At 72.7% G+C, this 21696-nt stretch carries 14 protein-coding genes; 8 read left to right on the top strand and 6 right to left on the bottom strand.

The features are described from left to right. Positions 1 to 174: 174 nt before the first annotated feature. Positions 175 to 1740, bottom strand: coding sequence for a bifunctional aminoglycoside phosphotransferase/ATP-binding protein (locus AWX74_RS13305; protein ID WP_091275951.1), 1566 nt, complete (start codon positions 1738 to 1740; stop codon positions 175 to 177). A 344-nt stretch (positions 1741 to 2084) separates the two neighbouring features. Between AWX74_RS13305 and ligD the strand changes: the two genes are divergently transcribed. Together ligD and AWX74_RS40720 are read left to right on the top strand one after the other, a co-directional pair. Then, positions 2085 to 3146: a non-homologous end-joining DNA ligase gene (gene ligD / locus AWX74_RS13310; protein ID WP_091275955.1), complete on the top strand. Its 1062-nt coding sequence runs from the start codon at positions 2085 to 2087 to the stop codon at positions 3144 to 3146. Between the two features lie 393 nt (positions 3147 to 3539). Then, positions 3540 to 6749: a toll/interleukin-1 receptor domain-containing protein gene (locus tag AWX74_RS40720; protein ID WP_193209682.1), complete on the top strand. Its 3210-nt coding sequence runs from the start codon at positions 3540 to 3542 to the stop codon at positions 6747 to 6749. Between the two features lie 52 nt (positions 6750 to 6801). Here AWX74_RS40720 and AWX74_RS13320 read toward each other — a convergent pair whose 3' ends face one another. Next, entirely contained in the window at positions 6802 to 7746 is a 945-nt protein-coding gene (locus AWX74_RS13320) for an aldose 1-epimerase family protein (RefSeq protein WP_091275963.1), read from the bottom strand. A gap of 522 nt (positions 7747 to 8268) precedes the next feature. On the opposite strand from AWX74_RS13320, the gene AWX74_RS13325 reads away from it, so the two are divergent. The 5 genes from AWX74_RS13325 (at position 8269) to AWX74_RS13345 (ending at position 16831) form a co-directional block, all read left to right on the top strand. Then, entirely contained in the window at positions 8269 to 10758 is a 2490-nt protein-coding gene (locus AWX74_RS13325; protein WP_091275967.1) for an MMPL family transporter, read from the top strand. A 120-nt stretch (positions 10759 to 10878) separates the two neighbouring features. Beyond that, positions 10879 to 12096, top strand: coding sequence for an esterase/lipase family protein (locus tag AWX74_RS13330; RefSeq protein WP_091275971.1), 1218 nt, complete (start codon positions 10879 to 10881; stop codon positions 12094 to 12096). A 255-nt stretch (positions 12097 to 12351) separates the two neighbouring features. Then, positions 12352 to 13677: a hypothetical protein gene (locus AWX74_RS13335; RefSeq protein ID WP_091275975.1), complete on the top strand. Its 1326-nt coding sequence runs from the start codon at positions 12352 to 12354 to the stop codon at positions 13675 to 13677. Beyond that, complete coding sequence (locus AWX74_RS13340; protein WP_091275979.1) at positions 13674 to 15215, top strand: hypothetical protein; 1542 nt, start codon at positions 13674 to 13676, stop codon at positions 15213 to 15215. Before AWX74_RS13335 ends, AWX74_RS13340 begins: the two co-directional genes overlap by 4 nt. Further along, positions 15212 to 16831 carry an AAA domain-containing protein gene (locus tag AWX74_RS13345; protein ID WP_479724496.1) on the top strand — a complete coding sequence of 540 codons (1620 nt, stop codon included), beginning with the start codon at positions 15212 to 15214 and terminating at the stop codon, positions 16829 to 16831. Before AWX74_RS13340 ends, AWX74_RS13345 begins: the two co-directional genes overlap by 4 nt. Here AWX74_RS13345 and AWX74_RS13350 read toward each other — a convergent pair. The 3 genes from AWX74_RS13350 to AWX74_RS13360 form a co-directional block, all read right to left on the bottom strand. Continuing rightward, positions 16816 to 17484 carry an HD domain-containing protein gene (locus AWX74_RS13350; protein WP_207550310.1) on the bottom strand — a complete coding sequence of 223 codons (669 nt, stop codon included), beginning with the start codon at positions 17482 to 17484 and terminating at the stop codon, positions 16816 to 16818. The two genes, AWX74_RS13345 and AWX74_RS13350, sit on opposite strands and share 16 nt — an antisense overlap. Positions 17485 to 18301: 817 nt before the next feature. After that, positions 18302 to 19108, bottom strand: coding sequence for a methylenetetrahydrofolate reductase (locus AWX74_RS13355; protein ID WP_091275987.1), 807 nt, complete (start codon positions 19106 to 19108; stop codon positions 18302 to 18304). A gap of 150 nt (positions 19109 to 19258) precedes the next feature. Then, a complete protein-coding gene (locus tag AWX74_RS13360; protein WP_193209681.1) occupies positions 19259 to 19723 on the bottom strand; it encodes a VOC family protein in 465 nt (154 codons plus the stop codon). A gap of 116 nt (positions 19724 to 19839) precedes the next feature. Between AWX74_RS13360 and AWX74_RS13365 the strand changes: the two genes are divergently transcribed. Further along, positions 19840 to 20643: a methyltransferase domain-containing protein gene (locus AWX74_RS13365; RefSeq protein ID WP_091275991.1), complete on the top strand. Its 804-nt coding sequence runs from the start codon at positions 19840 to 19842 to the stop codon at positions 20641 to 20643. A 111-nt stretch (positions 20644 to 20754) separates the two neighbouring features. Here the strand turns inward: AWX74_RS13365 and AWX74_RS13370 are convergent, their stop codons facing one another. After that, positions 20755 to 21582, bottom strand: coding sequence for a class I SAM-dependent methyltransferase (locus AWX74_RS13370; RefSeq protein ID WP_165615598.1), 828 nt, complete (start codon positions 21580 to 21582; stop codon positions 20755 to 20757). Positions 21583 to 21696: the final 114 nt, after the last annotated feature.

A 21696-nucleotide genomic window follows, 5' to 3' on the forward strand; every position in this document is an offset into this window, starting at 1 on the left:
GGCGGTGTGAGTGAAGGGCCCGTGGTGCCCGTGGGGCGCGGGGCGGGGTGCCTGGCCGGAGGCGGGGACGCGGCGGACCGCGACGCGGCCGCGGGCGCGAGCGGGCCCGGGAGCGGGTGGGCGGTCGGTGCGGAGGCTGGGTGGGTGGCCTCCGGCGGGCGGGTGGACGGCGGTTCACCGGGCCGCCCGCCGCGCCGCCCGGTGGATGTCGGACGGCGTGGGTCCGTGTTCAAGGGTCTTCGCCTCCGGCCACGGGTCGGTGTGGAAGGTGTGCTCCGGACCGGCCGACGTCGACCGGTCGAGGTGGGTGCCAGCGCCGGCGGTGGCGATTCCCGCTCCGGGCCCGGGGGGCGCGCAGCGGAGCTGGATGAGGTCGGTGAACGTCGCGCGGGCGAGGGCGGCGGCCTGCTCCCGGTCGTGGCGGCGGGCCCAGGACGCGTCGATGACCACCGTCTCACCGCGTTCGACGGCGGTCCTGGCCCGGCGCAGCAGCTCGTCGCGGACCGCCGTCGCGGTGGCGGCGGTCGCGGCGGTGTCGGGGGTCGTGGCGGTGGCGGTCGCGGTGGTCACAGTGGTCGCGGTGGTGGTCGCGGTGACCGCAGCGGTGGTCGGGGCGTCCGTCCAGCCGGCCGGGGCCAGGTGGGCGAGCTCGCGCTCGACCGACGCGGCCCGCAGCAGCGTCCAGCCCTCGCTCTCGGCGAGTCCGGCGGCCACCGCGGAACGTCCGGTGTCCGCCGCGCCGCCGACGATGATGAGCCGGATCCGCCCGCGGCGCAGGCTCGCCAGCGCCAGCGAGGCCAGCGCCCGGGCTTCCGCCGCGGCGGCGGTCGCGCCCTGCGCGTACTGCGTGCAGGCGATCCGGCACATGGTGAACGCTCGGTACGCGATGTAGAGGCTTTCCAGCGACAGCGGATGGGTCACCGCGGTGTAGGCGCGGTACTGGTCGAGCAGGAACCGGCTGAGGTCGGGCCGGCCGAGGCGCTCGAGGTCCATCGCGAGGAAGGCGATGTCGGACAGGACGTCCCCGACCCGCAGGCGCCGGTCGAACTCCAGGCAGTCCAGGATGCGCGGACCGTCGTCGAGGCAGTAGATGTCGTCGGCGAGCAGATCGCCGTGCCCGTCGCGGATGCGTCCGTCGCGCTGCCGTTCGCGCAGCAGCGGTGCCCGGCCGTCGAGGTAGCGGTTCGCGAGGTGGCGGATGGCGTCGATGGTGGTCGTGTCGAGCACCGGTCCGAGGAACGGCTCGATGCTTTCGAGCACCTCGTCCCACAGCCAGCGCAGGTTCGCGGTGGACCCGGCCTCGGTGATCTCCGGCGAGGTGGCGGCGCGGGCGTGGAAGTCGGCGAGCAGCCGGGCGACGGCCCGCAGCGGTCCGGTGACGTCGCTGCCGGCGGCGAGCAGGGCGGAGAGCCGGCGCTCCGCGGGCAGGCGGCGCATCACGACCATGTGGTCGAGCGCCGTACCGTCGGGGCCGAGAATGTCGGCGACGCCCAGATACACGTCGGGGGCGAGCCGGCGGTTGAGATTGACCTCGGCCTGGCAGGCGGCGAGACGTGCCTCACGCGTACGGAAATCGAGGAACCCGAGATCGGCCGTCTTCTTTATTTTGTAGACCCGGTCACCGAGGAACACGAGGACGGACGTCAGCGTCTCGGACAGAGCCGCGGGCAGGCCTGGCACAGCGCCGAGACCGTGTCCGGCGCCTACGGGGACCGCGATGCCGGTCGTCGCCATACCCATGGAATGAGACTGCCGGTCGACCCCCGGGAATCGCAGCGTGCGTGAGTCGGGCTGCGGGCGTCCGAAGGTCGCACCCTCGGGGGAGGAAGGTCACCCGGGCAGGCGGTGCCCGCGGGCGGGGTGATGGCGCGGGCACCGGCGGCGTCGGCGCTGGTCATGGCCCTGCCCTGACCGGTCGGCCCGGCCGGTGACCGTCGAACGCCGGGGACACCGGGCCGTGCGACCGGTCCGCCGCCCGGGCCTTTCGTCCCGAATGCGGCCGGGGCGACGGACGGATGACGGACCGGCGGACATTCCCGGGCCGAGGTGGTTGCAATGACCGGTGGTGGCGATAGCGTCGCACGATGGCGGCAGCGCAGTACGGCGAGCCCATCGAGCTGGACGTCTCCGGCCGGACGGTGCGGGTCAGCAATCCCGACCGGATCTACTTTCCCGAGGCGGGCGTCACGAAGATCGACCTTGTCCGTTACTACCTCTCCGTCGGCGAAGGGATCGTCCGTGCGCTGAACCAGCGGCCGACGACGATGGAGCGATGGCCGAACGGCGTGATCGAGGGTGCTCGTCTCACCCAGCGCGACGGCACACCGGGTGACGCCTTTTACCAGAAACGCGTGCCCAGGAACGCGCCCGACTTCGTCCGGACCGCGCGCATCACCTTCCCCAGCGGCCGCGCCGCCGACGAGATCTGCGTGACCGAGGCGGCGGTCGTCGCCTGGGCGGTGAACCTGGGCACCATCACCTTTCATCCGTGGCCGGTGCGTAGCTCCGACGTGGACCACCCCGACGAGCTGCGGATCGATCTCGACCCCCAGCCGGGCACCGACTTCGCCGACGCGGTCGTCGTCGCGGAGGAGGCCCACGCGCTGCTCGACGAGCTGGGCTGGACCGGCTGGCCGAAGACCAGCGGCGGCCGCGGCCTGCACGTCTACGTCCGGATCGAGCCGCGGTGGACGTTCACGCAGGTCCGCCAGGCCGCCATCGCGTTCGGCCGGGAGCTGGAACGCCGCCGCCCCGACCTGGTCACCACCAGCTGGTGGAAGGAGGAACGCGGCGCCAAGGTGTTCGTCGACTACAACCAGAATGCTCGAGACCGCACGATCGCGTCGGCGTACTCGGCACGGCCGCGGCCCTGGGCGCCGGTGTCCACCCCGGTGAGCTGGGAGGAGCTGCCCGACCTCGAACCGCGCGACTTCACCGTCATCACCGTGCCAGACCGCCTCGCCCGCCTCGGCGACCCGTGGGCGGGCATCGACGACACCCGGCACGAGCTCACACCTCTGCTGCAGTGGTGGGAGCGGGACGTCGGTGAGCACGGCCTGACGGACCTGCCCTACCCGCCGGACCATCCCAAGATGGCCGGCGAGCCCCGCCGCGTGCAGCCCAGCCGCGCGAAGAAGACCACCTGACGACATCCCGTGGCAGGCGGTGGGCCGACCTTCGCGTACGCTGATCCACATACCCGAGGTCCCGTTCCGGTTGCCGTCGGTCAGGGGGGAGTCGGCGCGGTGTGGATTGTTCTGGTTGACCATTCGGCGTCCATGGCGCGGCCGTTCGCCGTTGATTCTGCCCGCCCGCTGTTCGGGCGCCGTAGAGATGGCCGTGCGCGGGCCCGAACGCGGGCATTCCCCGCCGCCGGGCGTCGCCGGGTGCGGCTGGCCGAGGAACTCGCCAGATCCACGCAGTCCGCTGGCCGGCCCGATTCCGATAACCGGCCGCAGGGCCAGTCGGGAACCACGGAAGCGGACTCGAATCAGCACGGACGGTCCGGCCGCGGCAAGCTCGATGTCGCGGTCGAGAGCGTGTCGAACACACTGGCCGAGCTGCCGCCGGCCCTGCCCACGGTGCTGGTGGGCTTCACCGACTCCGCGGATGTCGTGTACGAGGGGCGCGCCGGCGATCGGGCCACCTTCGAACGGACGATGCGCACCGCCACCGCCACCGCGCCGGGCGCCGACGCCGGAATCGGCGCGGGCGCAGGCAGCGCTGCTGCTGGGAGCGGCAGTGGTGAGGCGACCGTGGCCTCCGCGTTGGAACGGGCCTGGCGCCACCTGGCCGGGCTCGAGCAGCAGCCGGCCTTCGCCCGCCTGCTGCTGGTCACCGATGACCTCACCGCTCCCGGTGACCTGCTCCAGGCCGCCTACGACTGTGCGCATGCGGGCATCACCGTCGACGTGGTCGTCCTCGACGGATCGCCGCGTGCTGCCGAGCTGGCCGAAGTGATCGTCAAGGTCACCGGCGGAACCTGGGAGGCGGCCCCGGGGGAGGAGGACCTCGGCCGCGCCATCTCCGCGGCCGGCCGCCGTGTCGCCCAGCAGTCGCTGCAGCGCGAAGCGGGCCCGGCCGGCGCGGTGCCAGGGCAGGCGCTGCCCAGCCCCACCGCACGGGCGTCGCGCCCGGATGCCCAGGCGGCGGTGGTCCAGCCGGATCCGGATCCGCAGCCCGAACCGCCGCTGGAACCACAGCCGAAGTCGGGTCCGCGGCCGGAGCTGGAGCTGGAGCCGGAACCGCAGCTGGAGCCGGAACCGCAGTCGCGGCCGGAGTCGGCTCCGGCCGCCGGGGAGTTCGTCGTCCGGCAGCCTGCCGCTGTCTCGGTCACCGGCTGGTATCCGGTCCTGGTCACCGTGCCGCCGGCGGCCGACGGGATCGCGTCCGGTACCTGGATCGAGATCGTTCCCAGCGCGTCCGGCCTGCGGTTCCGTCCCGCTCGCCGCGTTGTCGAGTGGGAGGGCACCGCGCAGACCGCGTCGTTCGAGGTCGCCGCGACGGCGGGTGGTGACGCGCGGCAACGGCGTATCGGGCAGGTGGAGGTCAGCGTGGGCGGGCTGCCGATCGCGCAGCTTCCGCTGGATCTCACGGTCGAGGACAGCGAGGTGGCGGATTCCGCCGCGGCCGGCGAGCCGGCGGTGTCGTCGGGGCTGCCGCAGGTCGTCGTCCGGTCGGGCGCGATGTTCCGTGAAGTGTACGGATCGTATGCGTCGAGTGATGCCGAGATCGTGCGCCGCTTCCGCGAGAACTATCAGAGCCTGGGTATCACGCTCTTCCTCGACGGGTTCGACACGCCTGGTCCCCGGGAATGGAAGCCCGAGCTCGAAGCCGCCATCGAACGTGCTGATCTGTTCGGGCTTTTCTGGTCGGAGGCCAGCGCGGTGTCCGGCTATGTGGAGACCGAATGGCGCCGCGCGCTGGAGGTCGCGGGCTCCCGGGGTTCCCTCGACGCCTTCGTCTGCCCGATGAGCTGGACCCCGTCGGTGCCCGCCCCGCCGCCGCCGCTGGCCGAGCTTCGGCTGCGCCGGATGGATCCCTGGTCGTCCGCGCTGGTGGCGCGCCAGGGCCTGCGGCGCGAGTCCGGCGAGGCGGTGAGCGGCGAGGGTGAGGCCGGGGAGTTCGGTGTGGCGACAGGGGTCGATCTCGCGGAGTTCGGAGTGGCCGCGGGTTCCGAGCCGGAGGAGTTCGGGATGGAGACCGGTCCCGAGCTGGGCGATCTCGGTGTGGCCGCGGGTTCCGAGCCGGCGCAGCCAGGCCGGCCCGTCGGGGCCTCGGAGCAGACCGAGGTGCCCACCGCGGCCGAACCCGCCGGTTCCGGTCCTGTTGCTGGCCTTGGTCCCGTTGCTGGTTCCGGTCCCGCTGCGGGTTTCGGTCCCATGGCCGGATCTGGGCCCGCCGCCGGTCCACCGCCGGTGGGGCCTCGGCGTGTCGACGTCACCTTCCCGGTCTTCACGCTGGTGCCGACGCTGGCGAACGGCAACGTGGAACGGATCGGGGAGTCGCTGCGCACGATCGTCCCGTTCCTGGAGGACCTCACCGGCCTGCGGTACTACCCGCCGCCGACCTACGTCACGGATGACACGACGGCCACCCGCCTGCGCCGCACCTGTGAACCGGACGCGCGTTTCCTGGCGGAGGAACAGGCCGGCGAGGTCGCGCCCGGGGTCCTCGATGCCGGTGAGGAGGAGCTGGTCGAACGGGTCCGTGAGCTCCTGCTGACGTTCGGGGCCCATGTCGTCGACGTCGGCCCCGACACCGATCTCGTGCATGTGCGGCGGGAGGCGATGGGCGGGTTCGTCCGCAACATCCGTCGTGCGCTGGCGGGGCGCCCGACCCGGCTCGACGACGACTCGGCCGTGCCGCCCGGCTTCCCGGAGCCGCCCATGATCTGGCGGCAGCGCTGCGCCGAGGACTTCCCCAGCTTCGCCGGCCTCTACTGCGAGCTGGTCATCCGGTACGTCGACCGGCACGTCCGCGCGCGGTCCCGCAACCGCATCGACCCGCAGGTGCGGGCGAGGCTGGTGGCGGAGCTGGGTCCGCGTGCCGCGGCGGCGATCGAGCGGTCGGTGGGCGGTGTCGTCGCCGAACCGCCGGTCGACCTCGAGTTCCGGGCCGGGCTCGCCGAGGCCCTGGACGAGCTGCGTGCCCTGGTCGGCGCCCGGGAACAGGTCGTCTCCGACTATCTGAGCTCGGGCGCGAACACCTTCGGCGTGTTCCGGTTCTCCGGTGGCGCGGGGCGGTTCGGCCGGTCCGGCATGCTGGTGCCGACCTCCGCGCCGGCGGTGCTCATCGGCGCCGGGGCGCTGACCAAGGTCGCGGCGGCGCTGCGGGGCGACGCGGTGCTCGACGAGCCGATCTGGGAGCGGGCCGCCGAGTTCTGCGAGCTCGCGCTGCTGCACGACCACGCCCATGCGGCGATCGCGACCGGCCTCGACGAACACGGCGCCCGTGCCGCCGCGGTCGGGACGTCGGTCTGGTCTACCGGCACCGGCCTGAACGAGGCGATCGCGACCTGGGCGCAGCTGCACTTCTACCGGGACGATCCGCGGATGGCCCGCGAATGCGTCCACTACATCCGGTCCGGCCCGGCGCGCTCCTGGCCCTACCGCGGCGCGGACGTCCTGGAGGAGCGCTACCAGGCGGAGGGAATCGAGGCCGTGCGCGGCCTGGTCCGCCGGCTGCGTTCCTCGCCGGAGGAGGCGCAGGCCGAGTTCGACCTGCTCGCGGCACGTCACCACAGCTGAGGCGCCGGCGTGCGGCCCGGCCCGGCCTGGCCTGGCCTGGCCTGGCCCGGGATTACGGGGTGCCGGTGCCCAGCCGGGGCGATACTCCCCAGGAGCCGCCGAACGACTCGCCGGGTTCCAGCACCCGCAGCCCGTCCCCGCTGTTGAAGGCGTTCGCCGGGCAGGTCATCGGCTCGACGGCGATGCTGCGCCGCGCCTGCCCGGGGCCGAACGAGTCGCCGGTGAACAGCTGCAGGTAGGGCCAGGTCTCGTCCTGCCAGACGGTGAGCGCGCCGCCGGCCGCGGCGAGTGTGACGACGGCCCGGCCCTGGGCGTCGCGGGTCAGGTCGGTGAAGCAGGTGTCGAGCGCGAGGTCTCCGAGCGGGCGGGGTTCGCGCAGGTCGAACGGGCCTCCGGCGACCTTCTCGGTGCCGACGGGAAGGAGGCGTCCGTCGACGAGCAGGCGGGTCTCGGCGGGCACGGCGACCGTCAGGTCGTCGACCATCACCGGGGCCCCGTCCGCTCCGGGGAGGACGAAGTACGGGTGCGCGCCCAGGCCGACCGGCGCCGCCTGCGCACCCAGGTTCGTCGCGGTGACGGTGACGGTCAGCCCGTCGTCGGCCAGTCGGTAGAGCGCTGAGAACGCGACGGTGAACGGGTAGCCGGACTGGGCCCGCAGGATGACGTCGGCGCGGGCTGCGTTCACGTCGAGGCGTTCGAGGCCCCACCCGAGCCAGCGGGTCAGGCCGTGACTTGCGTTGTTCAGCGCGACCTCGTTCACGGGCAGCTGGTGCTCGGTCCCGCGGAAGGTGTAGCGGCCGCCGTCGACGCGGTTCGGCCAGGGCAGCAGCAGCTGGCCGCGCCCGCGGCTGGCCATGGCGTCGGCCCCGTACCCGTCGAGGACCGCGAACCCTCCGACGCGGTAGTCGCGCAGGCCCCCGCCCACCTCGGTGATCACCACCCGGCTGTCGCCGTGTTCCAGCTCAATCTGCCGCCCGGACGGTGCGGTCGTCTCCATCGCGCGTCCTCGATTCTCGGTGCCGTCAGACCGTCGCCATCGTCAAACCGTCGTCATCATCGCCGCCACGGCCGCCGTGGCGGTAGCCGGGTGGCCCTTACCCGGAATTCCGGCGTCCCCGCGATGACCGCGGCGGTGATGCGCCGGTGCGGTGGTGATGACGTGATGCGGGGTGATGCCGTGATGAGAGGTGGTGCAGTGGCACGACGCCGTCCGCGATGGCGCTGCGGTGGTGGGAAATCGTGCGGTCGGCGGCAGGTGGGGCGTATCACTGGCTGGTTCCGGATGGGCCTCTGGCGGGCTCGCGTCGCCGCCGATGCCCTGAGTGGGAATTACGGCGGCGACTCCGGACACCCCTCGCGACCGGCCATACGAAGAGCACCTTGGGGGAGTTTGACGGCGTTTCCGGTGTTGGTGCGATCTGGTCACCGGCAAAGGGTGAGAAAAGGTAGTACGCGGACCATTGCCGCCGCCCCCACCAAAGGCGGAAAGGGGGTCATTTTTCCGTTCTAGGGTGTTCGAATGACCGACAGGCCCGAGAAACTTGCCGGGGTCGTGGGGATTCTCGCGCGTTCCTGCTCCCGTCATCGCTGGCTTGTCCTGGCGGCATGGCTGGTCGCGTTCGTGCCCGCCGTGCAGCACATCCGCGAGGGCGGCGCCCGGTATGCCCAGGAGGTCGCGCCCGTGGGCTCCGAGTCCGCGCGGGCGATGGACGGTGTCGCGCGGGCGTCGCCAGGCGGACAGCTGCCGGACGTCGAGACGATCGTGATCCGTGCGCGCCGCGGCACCGTCGACGCCGGGCGGGCCCGGGAACGGATCACCGCGCTGGTGGCGGAGATCGGGCGGCTTCGCGGCGTGACCCTGGTCGCGGACCCGGCCGGACCGCTCGGCGCGGCGACGGCCGGTGTGGACCCGGTCAGCGCGGACCGGCGCACGGCCCTGGTGTCCGTCCTGATGGCCGACGACGCGCTCACCCCGGACCTCGACGCGGTCCGCGCGGTGATCGCCGCCGCCCGGGCCTATGACGGCCCCGAGATCCAGGTCGAGATGTCCGGCCCCGGTGCGACGATGATCGGTTCCGTCGACCTCTCGCCGGCACCGCTCGCCGTCGCCGCCTTCGCGATGATCGTCCTGCTGGGGGTGACCCTGCGGTCACGCCTGGGCGTCGTGGTCTGCCTGCTGCCCGCGGGGGTGTGCGCGGTGCAGGCCGTCGCGGTGACCGGCCGGCTGTCGCACACGGCGCAGCTGACCCCGTTCGCACCGGTGACCGCGGCTGTGCTCGCCTTCGGCACCTGCCTGGGCGGCACCGTGGTCGCCGTGCACCGGACCCAGTCGGCCCTGCTGCGCGGCCAGAACAGGGAGCAGGCCGCGGCGTCGGCGACGGCGGCCGCGGGGGCCGCGGTGGTCATCGGCGGCCTGGGGGTGAGCATCGCGCTGCTGGTCGTGGCGGGCCTGCTCCCGAACGAGTTCGGGGGCCTGGCCGTCGCCGCGGCCGCGGCCGTGATGATCGCCGTGCTGGCGCTGATCACGCTGCTGCCGGCCTTGCTCGCCACCGGCGGGGTCCGGCTGCTCGGCTGGGCCGAGCGGCACTACCTGGCCATGGCCGGCGCGGGCCTGGCCCGGCGGCCCGGCCTGCGGTCCTGGTGGGCGGCCCAGGTCGGGCGCTACCCGGCGCTGGTCGCGGTGGCCGTCGGTGTGGTCCTTATGGCCCTGGCCAACCAGACCGACGGGCTGCGTATCGGCGGCGGCGACGCGGGCACCGATCCGACGTCGATGACCACTCGCCGCGCCTACGATCTCGTGAGCGACGGCTTCTTCCCCGGCCTGAACGGCCCCGTCCTGGTGACGGTCGACCGGGGCACGCCCGTCAACCCCGCCGACCGGATCGTGCAGCCGGCCCAGGTCGCGGCCGCGATCCGGGCGACCCCGGGGGTGCGGTCGGCCGGGATCTCCCTGGACGACCCGACCCTCGGCCCGGCCGTCATCCGGATCCTGCCCGACGCCGGCCCGCGCACCACCGAGGCCAGCGACCTGGTCCGGCACCTGCGTGACGACGTGCTCCCCGGAACCCTCGGCGGCAGCATCACCGAGGCCGCGGTCGGCGGACCCACCGCGATGTTCGACGACTCGGCCGACGAGTTCCGTTCGACGCTGCCGCTGTTCCTGGCCGTGGTGCTGGTCGCCGTCGGTCTCATGGTGTTCGTCGCCTCCGGGCTGCCCGCACTCGCGGTTCTGCTGGGCGTGGCCGCGGTGCTCGCCGTGGTGGCCGCCGGCGGAATGCTCCGCCCCGTGTTCCAGGATGTCGACGCCGCCCGGCACCTCCATGTCATGACCAGCCCGGTCGAGCCGTTCGTCCTCATACCGGTGATGGTCTGCGTGTTCGGCCTGGCCCCGGTGATGAACCTGATCCTCTTCGCCCGCCTGCGCGAGGGCGGCGGTGGCGGCGCGGCGGAACCGTCGAAGGCAGGCGGGGGAGGCGGACTGCGGGGTGCGGCGCGGCTGCTCGCCCGCCGCCGTGACGGAGCACGCCCCGACCCGATCCGCGACGGGCGCGACGCGATCCGGCGCGGCCACGCCGAACTCGGGCACGTGGTGCTCACGATGAACTTCGTGATGATGTTCATCTTCCTGTCCGTCGCCGCCCAGCCGCCCCGAACCCTCAAGATGCTCGGCGGGGGCCTGGCGATCGGGATCGCGGTGGACGCCCTTCTGGTGCGCGCCGCGATCCTGCCCGCCGCGGTGCACCTGGGGCAGCGCTGGCAGACCGACCGGGCGGCCCGCTCCCGGCAGTCCGCGGCCACCGGCAAGGAGTCCAAGGAGCCGAAGGATTCGAAGGAGTCCAAGGCCGCCTCGTCGGTGTCGTCGGCTTCGAGTGGTTCGGCCGCCGGTTCGGACACCGGGGGCGGCGGGAGTGCCGGGGGCGGCGGGAAGGCGTCGGGATCGGGGACGTCGGGAGGCACCGGTAACGTCGGCGGCGAATTCCGGCAGTTCCTTCGCCGAGCCGGAATCTGACCTATTTCCCTCGCCGGTGAATTTCGCCGTGACCGGGGCTGAACGGCTCGGCCCGGCGATCTCTCCGGTTCTCGGTGATACTCCTCGCGTACTCGTCGTCCTACCGAGGGGGATTCATCGATGGCGGGCAAGGATCTGGGGAAGATGAAGCAGGCGATGGGCCCGGTCGGGCTCGTCATCCCCGCCGACGCGCGCGCCGGTGTGGTGGCGCCGAAGCCCGACGCCGTCTGGAAGTTCCGGGACGGATCGGCTCGTGTCTGGTACGGAAAGGGCAACAACGGCATTGTCCGTCCCGTACTGCTGGCGGACGGTTTCAACATGGGGCCCACGGACTTCGACTGGCTCTGGGAGGGCCTCGACAGCGACCCCTACCGTTTCATCACGCAGCTGCGTGACCGCCAGCGGGACGTCGTGCTCATCGGATTCAACGAGCGCAGCGAATCCATTCTCGTCAACGCGGACGTCGTGAAAGAGACGATCATGCGCGCGATCGCCGAGCGCATGGGTGACGAGCGTCTGGTCGTCGGTGGCTTCAGCATGGGCGGGCTGGTCACCCGCCTCGCGCTGGCGCAGCTGGAGACACAGCGGATAGATCACCAGACCGGCGTGTACCTGTCGTTCGACAGCCCGCACCGCGGTGCGTCCGTCCCGATCGCGCTGCAGGCGATCGCGCATCACCTGGCTCCGGTCGACGACACCCTGGCCCGGCAGATCAACAGCCCGGCGTCGCGGGAGCTGCTCTGGCGGCACCTGGAGACCGTCGACGGCACGCCGCGAGTCGATCCGGCTCGCAAGAAGTTCCTGGAGGCCCTGGAGCGGGCCGGTGGCTGGCCCCGGATTCCGCGCCTGATCGGCGTCGCGAACGGGGTGGGCGACGGGCGGCACAACGGCATCGCCCCCGGCGTCGAGGCCCTGCGCAGCAGCGGCCCGTACCTGACGGACACCGTCCTCTACACCCAGGCGGGCGGGCGCGACCGCCTCGTCGCCGACCTGCGCGGCCTGCTCGGCGAGCGGAAGATCACCACGAACGACTTCCCCGACATCGACGGTGCTCCGGGCGGCACCCTCGACTCGTTCGGCATCCTCGCCGACGCGCTCAAGGAGATCGGGGAGGGCCTGGACGTGGCCCACCGCACCGCGTGCTTCGTCCCGTCGGTCAGCGCTGTCTCGGTGCGCGGCGTCGAGACGAACGACGACCTCTACGTCGACATCAACGCGCTGCCGCCGGAGCAGTCCGACCTCGACGACTTCCTCTGTTCGTCCCGTCCGACCCCGCACACCGCCATGACCGAGGAGCTCGGTCAGTGGATCGTCGACCGCGTCGCCATGTCCAGATGATCGACTGACTGCCGATGAACTGACTGCCGATGAACGGTGCGTGGGCGGGACCGGGGTGCCACCCCGCCCGTCCACGCACCGCCGTGCCCGCGATCCGTCCAGGCGGCGGTCCGGGGCCCGGTCCAGTCGGCTGCCAGGACAACTCTTTGACCGACATGCCGGCACAAGACTGGACGGACGTCCCCGTCGAAGGCATCGTTTGCCGCGGTTGCTCCGCGGCGAGAGCCGCCACGACGGGAGGGGCGCGGGAGGCCAGTGCAGAACCGGACCGAGGACCGGACCGAGCAACGCCTGGACCGCCTCCGTGGCCGCGCCCCGCGACGGCGTCACGACGCCCGCACCATCGCCGCGCTGACCCGTAACCCCGGCTGTGCCCGCCGGGCCGTGCTGGACGCCGCCGGGATCGACAAGGAGCTCCTGGCCCGCCAGATCGGTTTCGCGGCCCCCTTCGGCCAGTCCCCGTTCGCGATCGTCCGCGGCAACGTGTTCGAGGCGCGGGTCACCGCGGACGAGTGCGCCGCGCTGCTCACCCTGCTCGCGGAGTGCCTCGACTCCGGCTCCGCCTCCGACGCGGGGGCCGGCGTAGACGAGGCGACGTCCGGCGATGTGATCTACCTGGATCTGGGTGCGTCCGGTGCCGGCTCCGACGCGGAGGGTCCCGCACGGCGGCTGGAGCGCACCGAGGCGGTGCTGCGGTCCGAGGCGGTGCTGCGCTCCGAGGCCGCGTCCGGCGCCGGTGCGGGGTCGCGTGCCGAGGCGCCGCGGACGGTGCTGCTGGCGCATCCGCTGCTGCGGCTCGCCGTCGGCGGGCAGGACGTGTACCTCGAGCCCGATCTGCTGGTGATCCGCCCGGACGGACGGGCGCACGTGGTGGAGATCAAGTCCTTCGCCGTCGTCGACGGTCAGGCGGACGGGGAGAAGGTCGCCGCCGCGGCGGTGCAGGCCGCCGTCTACGTGCTGGCGCTGCGCCGGATGCTCGGCACGCCGGGGGCGGTCTCCCACGACGTCGTCCTGGTCTGCCCGAAGGACTTCTCGAACGTGCCCATGGCGACCCGGGTCGACGTCCGGCGCCAGTTGCTCGCGCTCGACCATCAGCTGGCCCGGCTGACCACGGTGCGGACCCTGCTGGACGCACTGCCGCCCGAGCTGACCTTCGATCTCGCACCGGCCGCGGACGGTGCCCCGAGCAGGCCCGCCGGGGAGCTCACCGAGGCGCTCGAACAGCTGCCGGCCCGCTACGCGCCGGACTGCCTGTCCGTCTGCGAGCTGGCGTTCCGCTGCCGGCAGGAGGCCGCGGGCCGCACCGCCGCGCTGGGCGCGAGCGTGCGTGAGGAACTCGGCGGCATCGACACCGTCGCCGAGGTCCTCGACCTCGCCGGCGGCACCCGGACACCGACCGAGAGCCAGGCCGAGGCCGCCGCCTACCTCATGATCACGGCGCGGATGTACGCGGAGGGCCTGGCGGCCGCGCCGGCCCCGGGCCCGGCTCCGTCGCCGGCCCCGCTTCTGGCCCCAGCCCCGGCTCCGTCGCCGGCCCCGGTTGCCGCTGCGGCATCCGCTTCCGGTGGTGAGCGCGGGTGACGGCGATCAGTTCGTACGCCCGGGCGCTCGCGGTGGCGACCGGGAACGCGGCGCCGACCGCGACCGTGCGCCATGCGCACCTGTCGGCGCGCCCGTTCGTCCTCGTGCCGCTGACGTTGGCCGGGGAGGCGAACGCCCCGCTCGCCGCGATGGTCGGCACCGCGCGGGACGAGGCCACGCTGCTCCTGGTGGCCCAGCCCCGGAACCGGGATCTGCGCTTCGCGTTCGCCGACCAGCTTGCCGAGATCATGCTGCCGCACGTCCTGGGCTTCGCGGCGGCGACCGAGGAGCTCACCAACGGGCCACGGTCCCTCGACGCGCCGCAGCTCATCGTGCCCAACCCGGCCGGCGTCGAGTTCGTCCGGCTGTTCGCCCGGTCGACCCGCTTCCGCTCGACGGAAGGCGAGTACGCGGTCGCGCCGAGTGTGCCCGTGCTGGGTCGCTGGCTGACGTTCTTCGCCGAGCGGGCCGAGATCCCAGGGTCCTCGCTGATGCTCGCGGTCACCGACCTGCTCGGCCTGCACTGGGCTACCGGGCAGAGCGCGCTGGAGGACGCGAACCTCGCCGCGCTGCTGGGATGGATCGACCCACCGCCAGGCGTGCGCGGGGCCGCTGCCGCCCGGCTGGCCGAGGATCCCCGGCACTGCCCGCCGGCCGGGCCCACCACCGACCCCGGTTTCGACACCGAGCAGCTCGCGCCCGCGATCGCCGCCTACGACACGGCCGTCGCGGCGACCGTGGCCGACCCCGCGGCGGCCGCCGCCGACCCGGCGGCGGGGCGGGCCGGCGTCGCGCGTGCGGTGACCCGCCTGGAGAACCTGCTGCGTACCCAGCTCCAGCCGACCTGGGACCTCGTCTGGCGTGCCCTCGACCTGCTTGGCGGCCTGCCCGCCGGGGCCTCGGTACCGGCACGCTGGGAGACCGACCGCGCCCGCTACACCGGCTTCCATACCTACATGGTCGAAGAAGGGCTCCCGCAGGCCCGCCGGGACGGCGCGGTCACCGCCGCGCGCCGCCTGAACCGGATCGAGCAGGCACAGGCCGGCTACGACGCCGACCGTGCCTTCGACGACCCGCTGGTCATGGCGCAGCACCGGGTGACCGGCGAGGCTTTCAGCGGCATCGTCGTCGCCGTCGAACGGGACCGCCGTATCCCGAACGGGCGCGGCAAGGGCCGTCTGGTGACCCGTCCGCTGCTCACGGTGCGCACCGAGGACCCGGTCCGGCTCACCGTCGGCGCCAAGGTCGTCGCGAGCAGCCGCCGCAGGCAGGAATGCGTCATCCAGGCGATCGACGTCCCACCCGCGGGCGGTGGCCTGCTGATCACCCTGGAGGCGCGCAGCGGCATGGGCCGGTCGGCGGCACCGGCGCCCGGCACGGTGGCGGAGGTCGGCGAGTCGCTCTGCTACAGCGCGGTCCTCGCGGACGGTGTGCGCTCCGCCCCGATGCCGGACACCGCCGACACTCCGTGGACCCACGGCGGCCCGCCCGAACCCTACGAACCGACCGAGAAGGACACCGCGGAGGCCTGGGAGTGAGCGCTGTCGGGGAGGTCGCCGGGCTCGCCGAGTCCGCCGGGCTCGTCGGGCTCGCCGGGTCCGCCGGGCTCGCCGGGTCCGCCGGGCTCTCGCCGGCGGCGCAGGCCGAGGCGGTCACCCTCGCCATCCTGGACGACCTGCGCGCCGGCCGGCATCGCGGTGTCATCGTCGACTCGCCGCCCGGAGCGGGGAAATCCACCCTGGTCGTGCGGACGGCGGCGGTCCTCGCCGCCTCCGGTGCCCCGCTGATGATCGTCGCCCAGACCAACGAACAGGTCGACGACCTGGTCGAACGGCTCTCGGCCCGGCTGGCCGACGAGCTGCCCGCCGCCCGCATCGGACGTCTCGGCCGCACCGGCTACCTTCCGTCTGCCCGCCTGGCCGGCCTGTCCAACGTCATCACCGCCAGCGACGTCGACAGCCTCGGCGAGCCCGAGGTGACGATCTCGACCGCGGCGAAATGGGCCTACGTCCGTGAGGGAACCTGGCCGTGGGCGATCGTCGACGAGGCCTACCAGATGCGCTCCGACACCCTGCTGGCCATCGCCGCACGCTTCGAGCGCGCCCTGTTCGTCGGCGACCCCGGTCAGCTCGACCCGTTCTCCACGGTCACGGGCGACCGCTGGCACGGGCTGGTCTGGAACCCGATGCAGAGCGCCGTGGCGGTGCTGCAGCGCAACAACCCCGACCTGCCGGTGCATCGCCTGCCCGTGTCCTGGCGGCTGCCGCGCACGGCCCAGGACGTCGTCGCGGACGCCTTCTACCCCTTCACCGGCTTCCGGACCGGTACCGACCTCGATGAGCGTGGGCTGGTGGTGCCCGGACGCGCCGAAAGCCCCGTCGACGACCTCCTCGACGTCGCCGCCACGACCGGCTGGGGCCTGCTGGAGCTGCCGGCGCGCCACACCATGCGGACCGACGCGGAAGCCGTCGCGGCGGTCGCGCAGCTCACCCGACGGATCCTCGAGCGGGGCACCCTGGCGACGTCGGGCGGCGAAAGACGCGGATCACCCCGGGCCGGATCGCCGTCGGCGCCGCGCACCGGGACCAGGTGGTCGCCATCCGCGCCGCGCTCGGCGGCCTCGCCGCGACCGAAGGCGACCCGGACCAGCCCCCGCCCGGCTCCGGCTCGGGGCCGGGCTCTGCTGCGGCCGGCGGTGGGACCGGTTCGGCGGGCTGGGACGGCCAGGTCGTGGTGGACACGGCGAACCGGCTGCAGGGCCGGGAGTACGAGGTCACCGTGGTGCTGCACCCACTGTCCGGCCGGCGGGACGCCACCGCCTTCCACCTGGAGGCGGGCCGGCTGTGCGTGCTGGCGTCCAGGCATCGGCAGGCCTGCCTCGTGGTCGCCCGCGCCGGCATCCGAGAACTGCTCGACGCCCACCCGACCAGCGACCCGGTGCATCTCGGCGAGCCGGTCAGGTTCCCGGACGGCTGGGCCGCCAACCAGGCGATGCTCGCCCACCTGGCGGCCAGCCGGGTCCAGCTCTGAGCCAGCCGGCCGGTGGGCCAGCCGCCGGCCTGGCGGTGCGCGGACCCGTTGGCCTGGCGGTGACCCGGCCGCTGACCTGCCGGTCAGGCGGCCTGGCCGGCCAGTTGGTCAGGCGGCCAGGTAGCCGCGGCGGACGGCGTCCCCTACCAGCTGGTTTATGTACTCCCACAGGGCCAGCGAGCCCTCGGAGACGACCCGCTGGTGGGCGAGCACGTCCTGGGCGCGGACCCCGTGCGTCTGCCAGCTCCCACCGCCGGTCACGTAGTTGAGGATCAGCGGCTGCAGCCGGTCCAGCGCGCGGGCGAAACGCGCGTCGGGTGTGCGCCGCGCCTCGAACTCCTCCCAGAGCGAGCGCAGCTGGACGGCCTGGTCGCGGGGGAGCAGCGGGAAGAGCCGGTCGGCGGCGGCCTTCTCCCGGGCCTCCTGCTCGGCGATCGCGGTCTGATCGTAGATGAAGGTGTCGCCCGCGTAGATCTCCACGAGGTCGTGGACGAGCAGCATGCGCAGCACCCGGCCGGTGTCGACCTCCTCGTCGGCGTACTCGCCGAGCACCACGGCCATCATCGCCAGATGCCAGGAGTGCTCGGCATCGTTCTCCGCGCGCGAGTCGTCGGCCAGGCGGCTGCGGCGCAGCACGGACTTGAGCTTGTCGATCTCCAGAATGAACCCGAGCTGCCGGGCGAGCCGCGAGTCGGAGGTGGAGGGCAGCGCGGTGACCGGCTCACCCGGCCCGGCGGGAGACATCGAATCCTGTGGGGTCGGGGCCTGCGTCGACACCTGTCCTCCTCCTGCTTCCTGCGGGTTCCTGCACATGCTGGCGTAACGGCACGCGGCACCGGTCGGACGTGACGGTTGCCGTCCAGCCGATCAGCATGTCCGCTGGCCGGCCGACCTGCCACTGATCTCGTCTGACCTGGGCAGACATGGTCTCGCCCGGCGTGACCGGATCGGACCGGGTCTGCTCCGGTGCGGTTTGGGTTCCTGGTCTGTGGTGCCCTGATCTGCTGTGCCCTGGCCTTGGCGATCGCGGGATGGCCCGTCAGGGGTGCTGCGTGCCCCCAGTGTGCGCGGATTCGCCGCCAGAGGCGTCGCCTTGCGATGTGAACAGAGTCCGATCATCCTTCGGGTTGACAAGATGACTACGGGCCATCAATATATCCGGTTTGGATAGTCTTTCTGTTGATGTATCCGTCTTCCGTTGGTGATCTGGTCCGCCTCATCTCGGGTGCCCCCTCGTCGGCGCCGGGAGTGCCGCGGCGAACCTGTAGGCGCGTAGGCGTCCGACGGGGAGGGCGAAGCGGGCGATCGCGAGAAGGTCGCCGCGTGTGATCGGCGGGCGGGTCGACCGTGCGGGTCGAACCACATATTCACCATTCGCACACAACTCGTCGCGTGAACGCAGATCGACGACCTGGCGCAGACGTCTGGTCACCCAGCCGGCACGTCACCGGCCACGTCAGCCGGCATGCCGGTCGGCACGCTGGTAACGAACGTGATGGTGCATGGTGTGCTCGGCGGTGAAGCGGATCCGCGCCCGCGCCACGAGGTGTCGGGGGAGCGAAGGCCGCCGACTGATCCAACCGGCGTCCGGGAGTCAGAGAAGATCTTCAAGTCGGGCGGCGACCTGCCGGTAGCGGCTGACCGGCACGAGGTGCACACCGGCGAAGGCCCCGCTGTCGCGTAGCTGTAGCACCTGGTCGCAGGCCGCTTCGACCCCGGCCGCCCGGTCCCGTTCGACGGCTTGGACGAGGTCGTCGGGGATGTCGATGTCGGGGATCGTCGCGGCGAGGCGGCGGGCCATCCCGGCGCTCGCGAGCACCATCACGCCGGCGTAGACCGGCAGTTCGACCGGGTGGGCGTCGCGCCAGCGCAGCAGGGCGTCGACCGAGTAGCTGACCTGCACGAACAGGAAGTCGGCAGCCTGTTTCCAGGCGGGCAACGGCCGCAGGCCGGCCGCGGCTCCGACCCGGAACGCCGGCATGTCCGCGAAGACGGGATCCTCCCCGGCCGCGCGGGCCTCGTCGATCATCGCGCGCACCGTCAGGTCGCCCGTCCGGTTCCCGGCGCTGGGCTTGTCGCCGCGGACGAACAGGAACTCCTCGACGCCGTAGGCCGCCGCGGTGAGCAGGTCGCGGCGCAGGCCCAGCAGGTTGCGGTCACGGGAGTTCACGCACGCGATGCTGCGCCCTCCCATCGTCTGCACCTCGTGGGCGACAGCGATGCTCGACACGGTCGCCCGCCCGATGTGGTTGTCGGGGATGAGGAAGGCGTCGGCGACGGGGCTCAGCACACCGATCTGATGGCGCGCGTGAGTCAGGTCCGGCCGGGTCGGCGGCTCGATCTCGCAGATCAGCTCGAAGCCGCGCGCTGGCTGTTCGTTGCTCGTCGTGGACTCCCGCATCCGCACAGGATAGGACGACGGCGACCCGCGACCGCGGTGTGGCCACGCCACTGCGCCCACCGTGCTCCGTCGGCGGCCCGGACGGAGACAGGCCGGCGCCGCACCGCTTCCGGAGAGGGGTGGGCGGTGCCGGCCTGCGCCGGTGTCAGGTCAGGCCGGGGCGTCCTGCGTCGAGGTCGCGAACTCCTCGGGGCCCTTCTGCGCGGCGGCCGGATCCATCCACATGACCTGCCAGCCGTGGCCGTCGAGGTCGAAGAAGCTGCGTGAGCACATGAAGCCGTAGTCCTCCAGGCCGTCCGCCTCGACGCCACCCGCGGCCAGCGCGGCTTCGGCGACCGTGTCGACCTCCTCGCGGGACGAGACGCTGAAGCAGTACAGAGCCAGCGTGTGCGTGGCGGGATCGGCCATCGGCAGCTTCGAGAGCTCCGCGAACTTCGGATGGCTGACCAGCATCACGCTGGCCTGCTCGCCGACCAGCATGCAGGCGCCGGTCTCGTCGGTGAAGCTCGGGTTGAAGCCGAACCCGAGCTTCGCGAAGAACTCCTTGCTGCGTTCGAGGTCCGCGACGGGGATGCTTACGAACAGCATGCGGCCCGGGTGTGCGGGAGCGGTCATGACGGGTCTCCAGGTCGATAGCGCGACGGGTACGTCCTGGTAGACCAGTCGGGCCGGTGGAACTCATCGGTGGCGGGTGGACTGCTCCGTCTGCTGGTCCAGAAGGGTGTGGCGCGATGCGCGAGGGGCGGACCGGTATCGGGGAGACCACGGTGCACGGCCTCGTCGCGGATCTGGTGTCCGGCTGGAACGGCGGCGCTGTCGTCGACCTGGGAGCCGGAAGGGGCGACACGCTGGTCGAGATCGATGCTCGGTTCGCGGGAGCGGGGGTTTCCCTGACCGCCGTCGATGTCGACGAGGGCGCGCTGGCCGCGCTGTCCGCTCGACTACCAGCCGCCCGCGTCGTCCGACATGACCTCAGCAGGCCGCTGCCCTTCGCGGACGGTGCGTTCGACGTCGCCGTCTCGCACAACACGTTGGAATGCCTGGTCGAGCCGGCCGCGCTGCTCCGTGAGGTCGGCCGCATCCTGCGGCCGGGAGGGCGGGCGGTTGTCGCCCACACGGATTTCGAGACGATTGTGGTGGCGATCGAGAACCGTGATCTCGCCCGCCGTTTCCTGCTCACGTACGCGGAGCTGCCGGTTCTCTACGCCAACATGGCCGCTGCCGACCCCTGGATGGGGCGACGGCTGGCCGGGCTCGTCCGCAACAGCGGGCTGCACCTCGAATCGGTGCGTGCGGTCACCACCGTGCGCACCACATTGCCCGAGGCGACGGAACTGCGTCTCAGGGAGGTGACCGAAGCGGTTCGCCGTTGTGCGCAGGCGGGCAGGGGGCGCGTCGCCGTCGAGGAGATCGCCTCATGGTGGGAACAGCTACGCGCCGCCGAAGCCGCGGGGACCTTCTTCTTCAGTGAGACTGCCTTTGTCGTGATGGCGACAAGGCCAGGAAATCTGTCCGGTTTATCCAATGGATTCTGAAATGCGCCTGCAGCTGACGGGCGATGGCGTCCCGCCTGTCCGGCCCGTCGTGCTGGTGCCACGTCTGCCGGGGCACTGGCCGGTGCCCCGACGCGGTGGTGCTGCCGTCGGCTAGCGGAGCGTGAGAACCGTCTGCAGGTAGGTCGACGGCAGGGCGACGGCACTCTCGGCGCCGCGGTACCGGTCCCAGCGTCGGGCCAGGTCGACCAGCTCGGCGGCGAGCTGGTCACGGCCGGCCTCGTCGAGCGCTTCGAACGCCTTCAGGGTCGGCCCGTACCAGCGGCGGAAGAACACGACGAAGTCCTCGGCGGAGGTGAAGCGGAACGTGCAGGTCCGCTCGACCGACTCGGCCTTTCCGATCGCGCCGCCGAAAAGGTCGTTCAGATGCTCGCGAGTGCCCCACAGCAGCGGGGACGCGACGCCCGCCGGCGGCGGTACGTGCGCGGAGATGACCCGGAACATGTCGCCGATGAAGCCGTCGGGCGTCCAGGACGCGAGGCCGATGGTGCCCGCGGGGCGGGTGACCCGCACCATCTCGGCGGCGGTGCGGCGGTGGTCGGGGGCGAACATCGAGCCGAACACGCTCAGCGTGGCGTCGAAGCTGTCGTCCGCGAACGGCAGGTGCTGGGCGTCGGCGACCCGGAACTCGACGTCGAGACCCTCCGCGCGGGCGCGGACGCCGGCCTCCCGCAGCAGCTCGGGAACGTAGTCCGTGCCGATGACCCGGGCACCCGACCGGGCCGCGGCGATGGCCGCGTTTCCCGTTCCGGAGGCCACATCAAGGACATGCCAGCCCGCGCGGAGGTCGGCGGCGTCGGCCAGCAGCTCGCTGGAGAGCACGATGCGGGAGGCGATTTTCGCGAAGTTTCCGCTGGACCACGTCTTCTGCTGACGTGTCGTGATCGCGGCCAGGTCCGGTGAGGTCTGGGTGGTGGACATGCTGTGCTCCCCTCGGATGGTCGCCATGCGTGCGGGCTGCGGCGACAGGGGTAAGCATGCGTCGCGGGGGAGTGGGTCGACGAGTATCGATCTCGTACTGGTGGCGCTGTCGGG

It is taken from the genome of Parafrankia irregularis (assembly GCF_001536285.1).
Taxonomy (GTDB): domain Bacteria; phylum Actinomycetota; class Actinomycetes; order Frankiales; family Frankiaceae; genus Parafrankia; species Parafrankia irregularis.

What these genes read in the sequence shown, in the direction of transcription:
- AWX74_RS13305 (WP_091275951.1), bottom strand. Translation starts at nt 1,740, where the DNA reads ATGGGTATGGCGACGACCGGCATCGCGGTCCCCGTAGGCGCCGGACAC.
- ligD (WP_091275955.1), top strand. Translation starts at nt 2,085, where the DNA reads ATGGCGGCAGCGCAGTACGGCGAGCCCATCGAGCTGGACGTCTCCGGC.
- AWX74_RS13320 (WP_091275963.1), bottom strand. Translation starts at nt 7,746, where the DNA reads ATGGAGACGACCGCACCGTCCGGGCGGCAGATTGAGCTGGAACACGGC.
- AWX74_RS13325 (WP_091275967.1), top strand. Translation starts at nt 8,269, where the DNA reads ATGACCGACAGGCCCGAGAAACTTGCCGGGGTCGTGGGGATTCTCGCG.
- AWX74_RS13330 (WP_091275971.1), top strand. Translation starts at nt 10,879, where the DNA reads ATGGCGGGCAAGGATCTGGGGAAGATGAAGCAGGCGATGGGCCCGGTC.
- AWX74_RS13355 (WP_091275987.1), bottom strand. Translation starts at nt 19,108, where the DNA reads ATGCGGGAGTCCACGACGAGCAACGAACAGCCAGCGCGCGGCTTCGAG.
- AWX74_RS13360 (WP_193209681.1), bottom strand. Translation starts at nt 19,723, where the DNA reads ATGACCGCTCCCGCACACCCGGGCCGCATGCTGTTCGTAAGCATCCCC.
- AWX74_RS13365 (WP_091275991.1), top strand. Translation starts at nt 19,840, where the DNA reads ATGCGCGAGGGGCGGACCGGTATCGGGGAGACCACGGTGCACGGCCTC.
- AWX74_RS13370 (WP_165615598.1), bottom strand. Translation starts at nt 21,582, where the DNA reads ATGTCCACCACCCAGACCTCACCGGACCTGGCCGCGATCACGACACGT.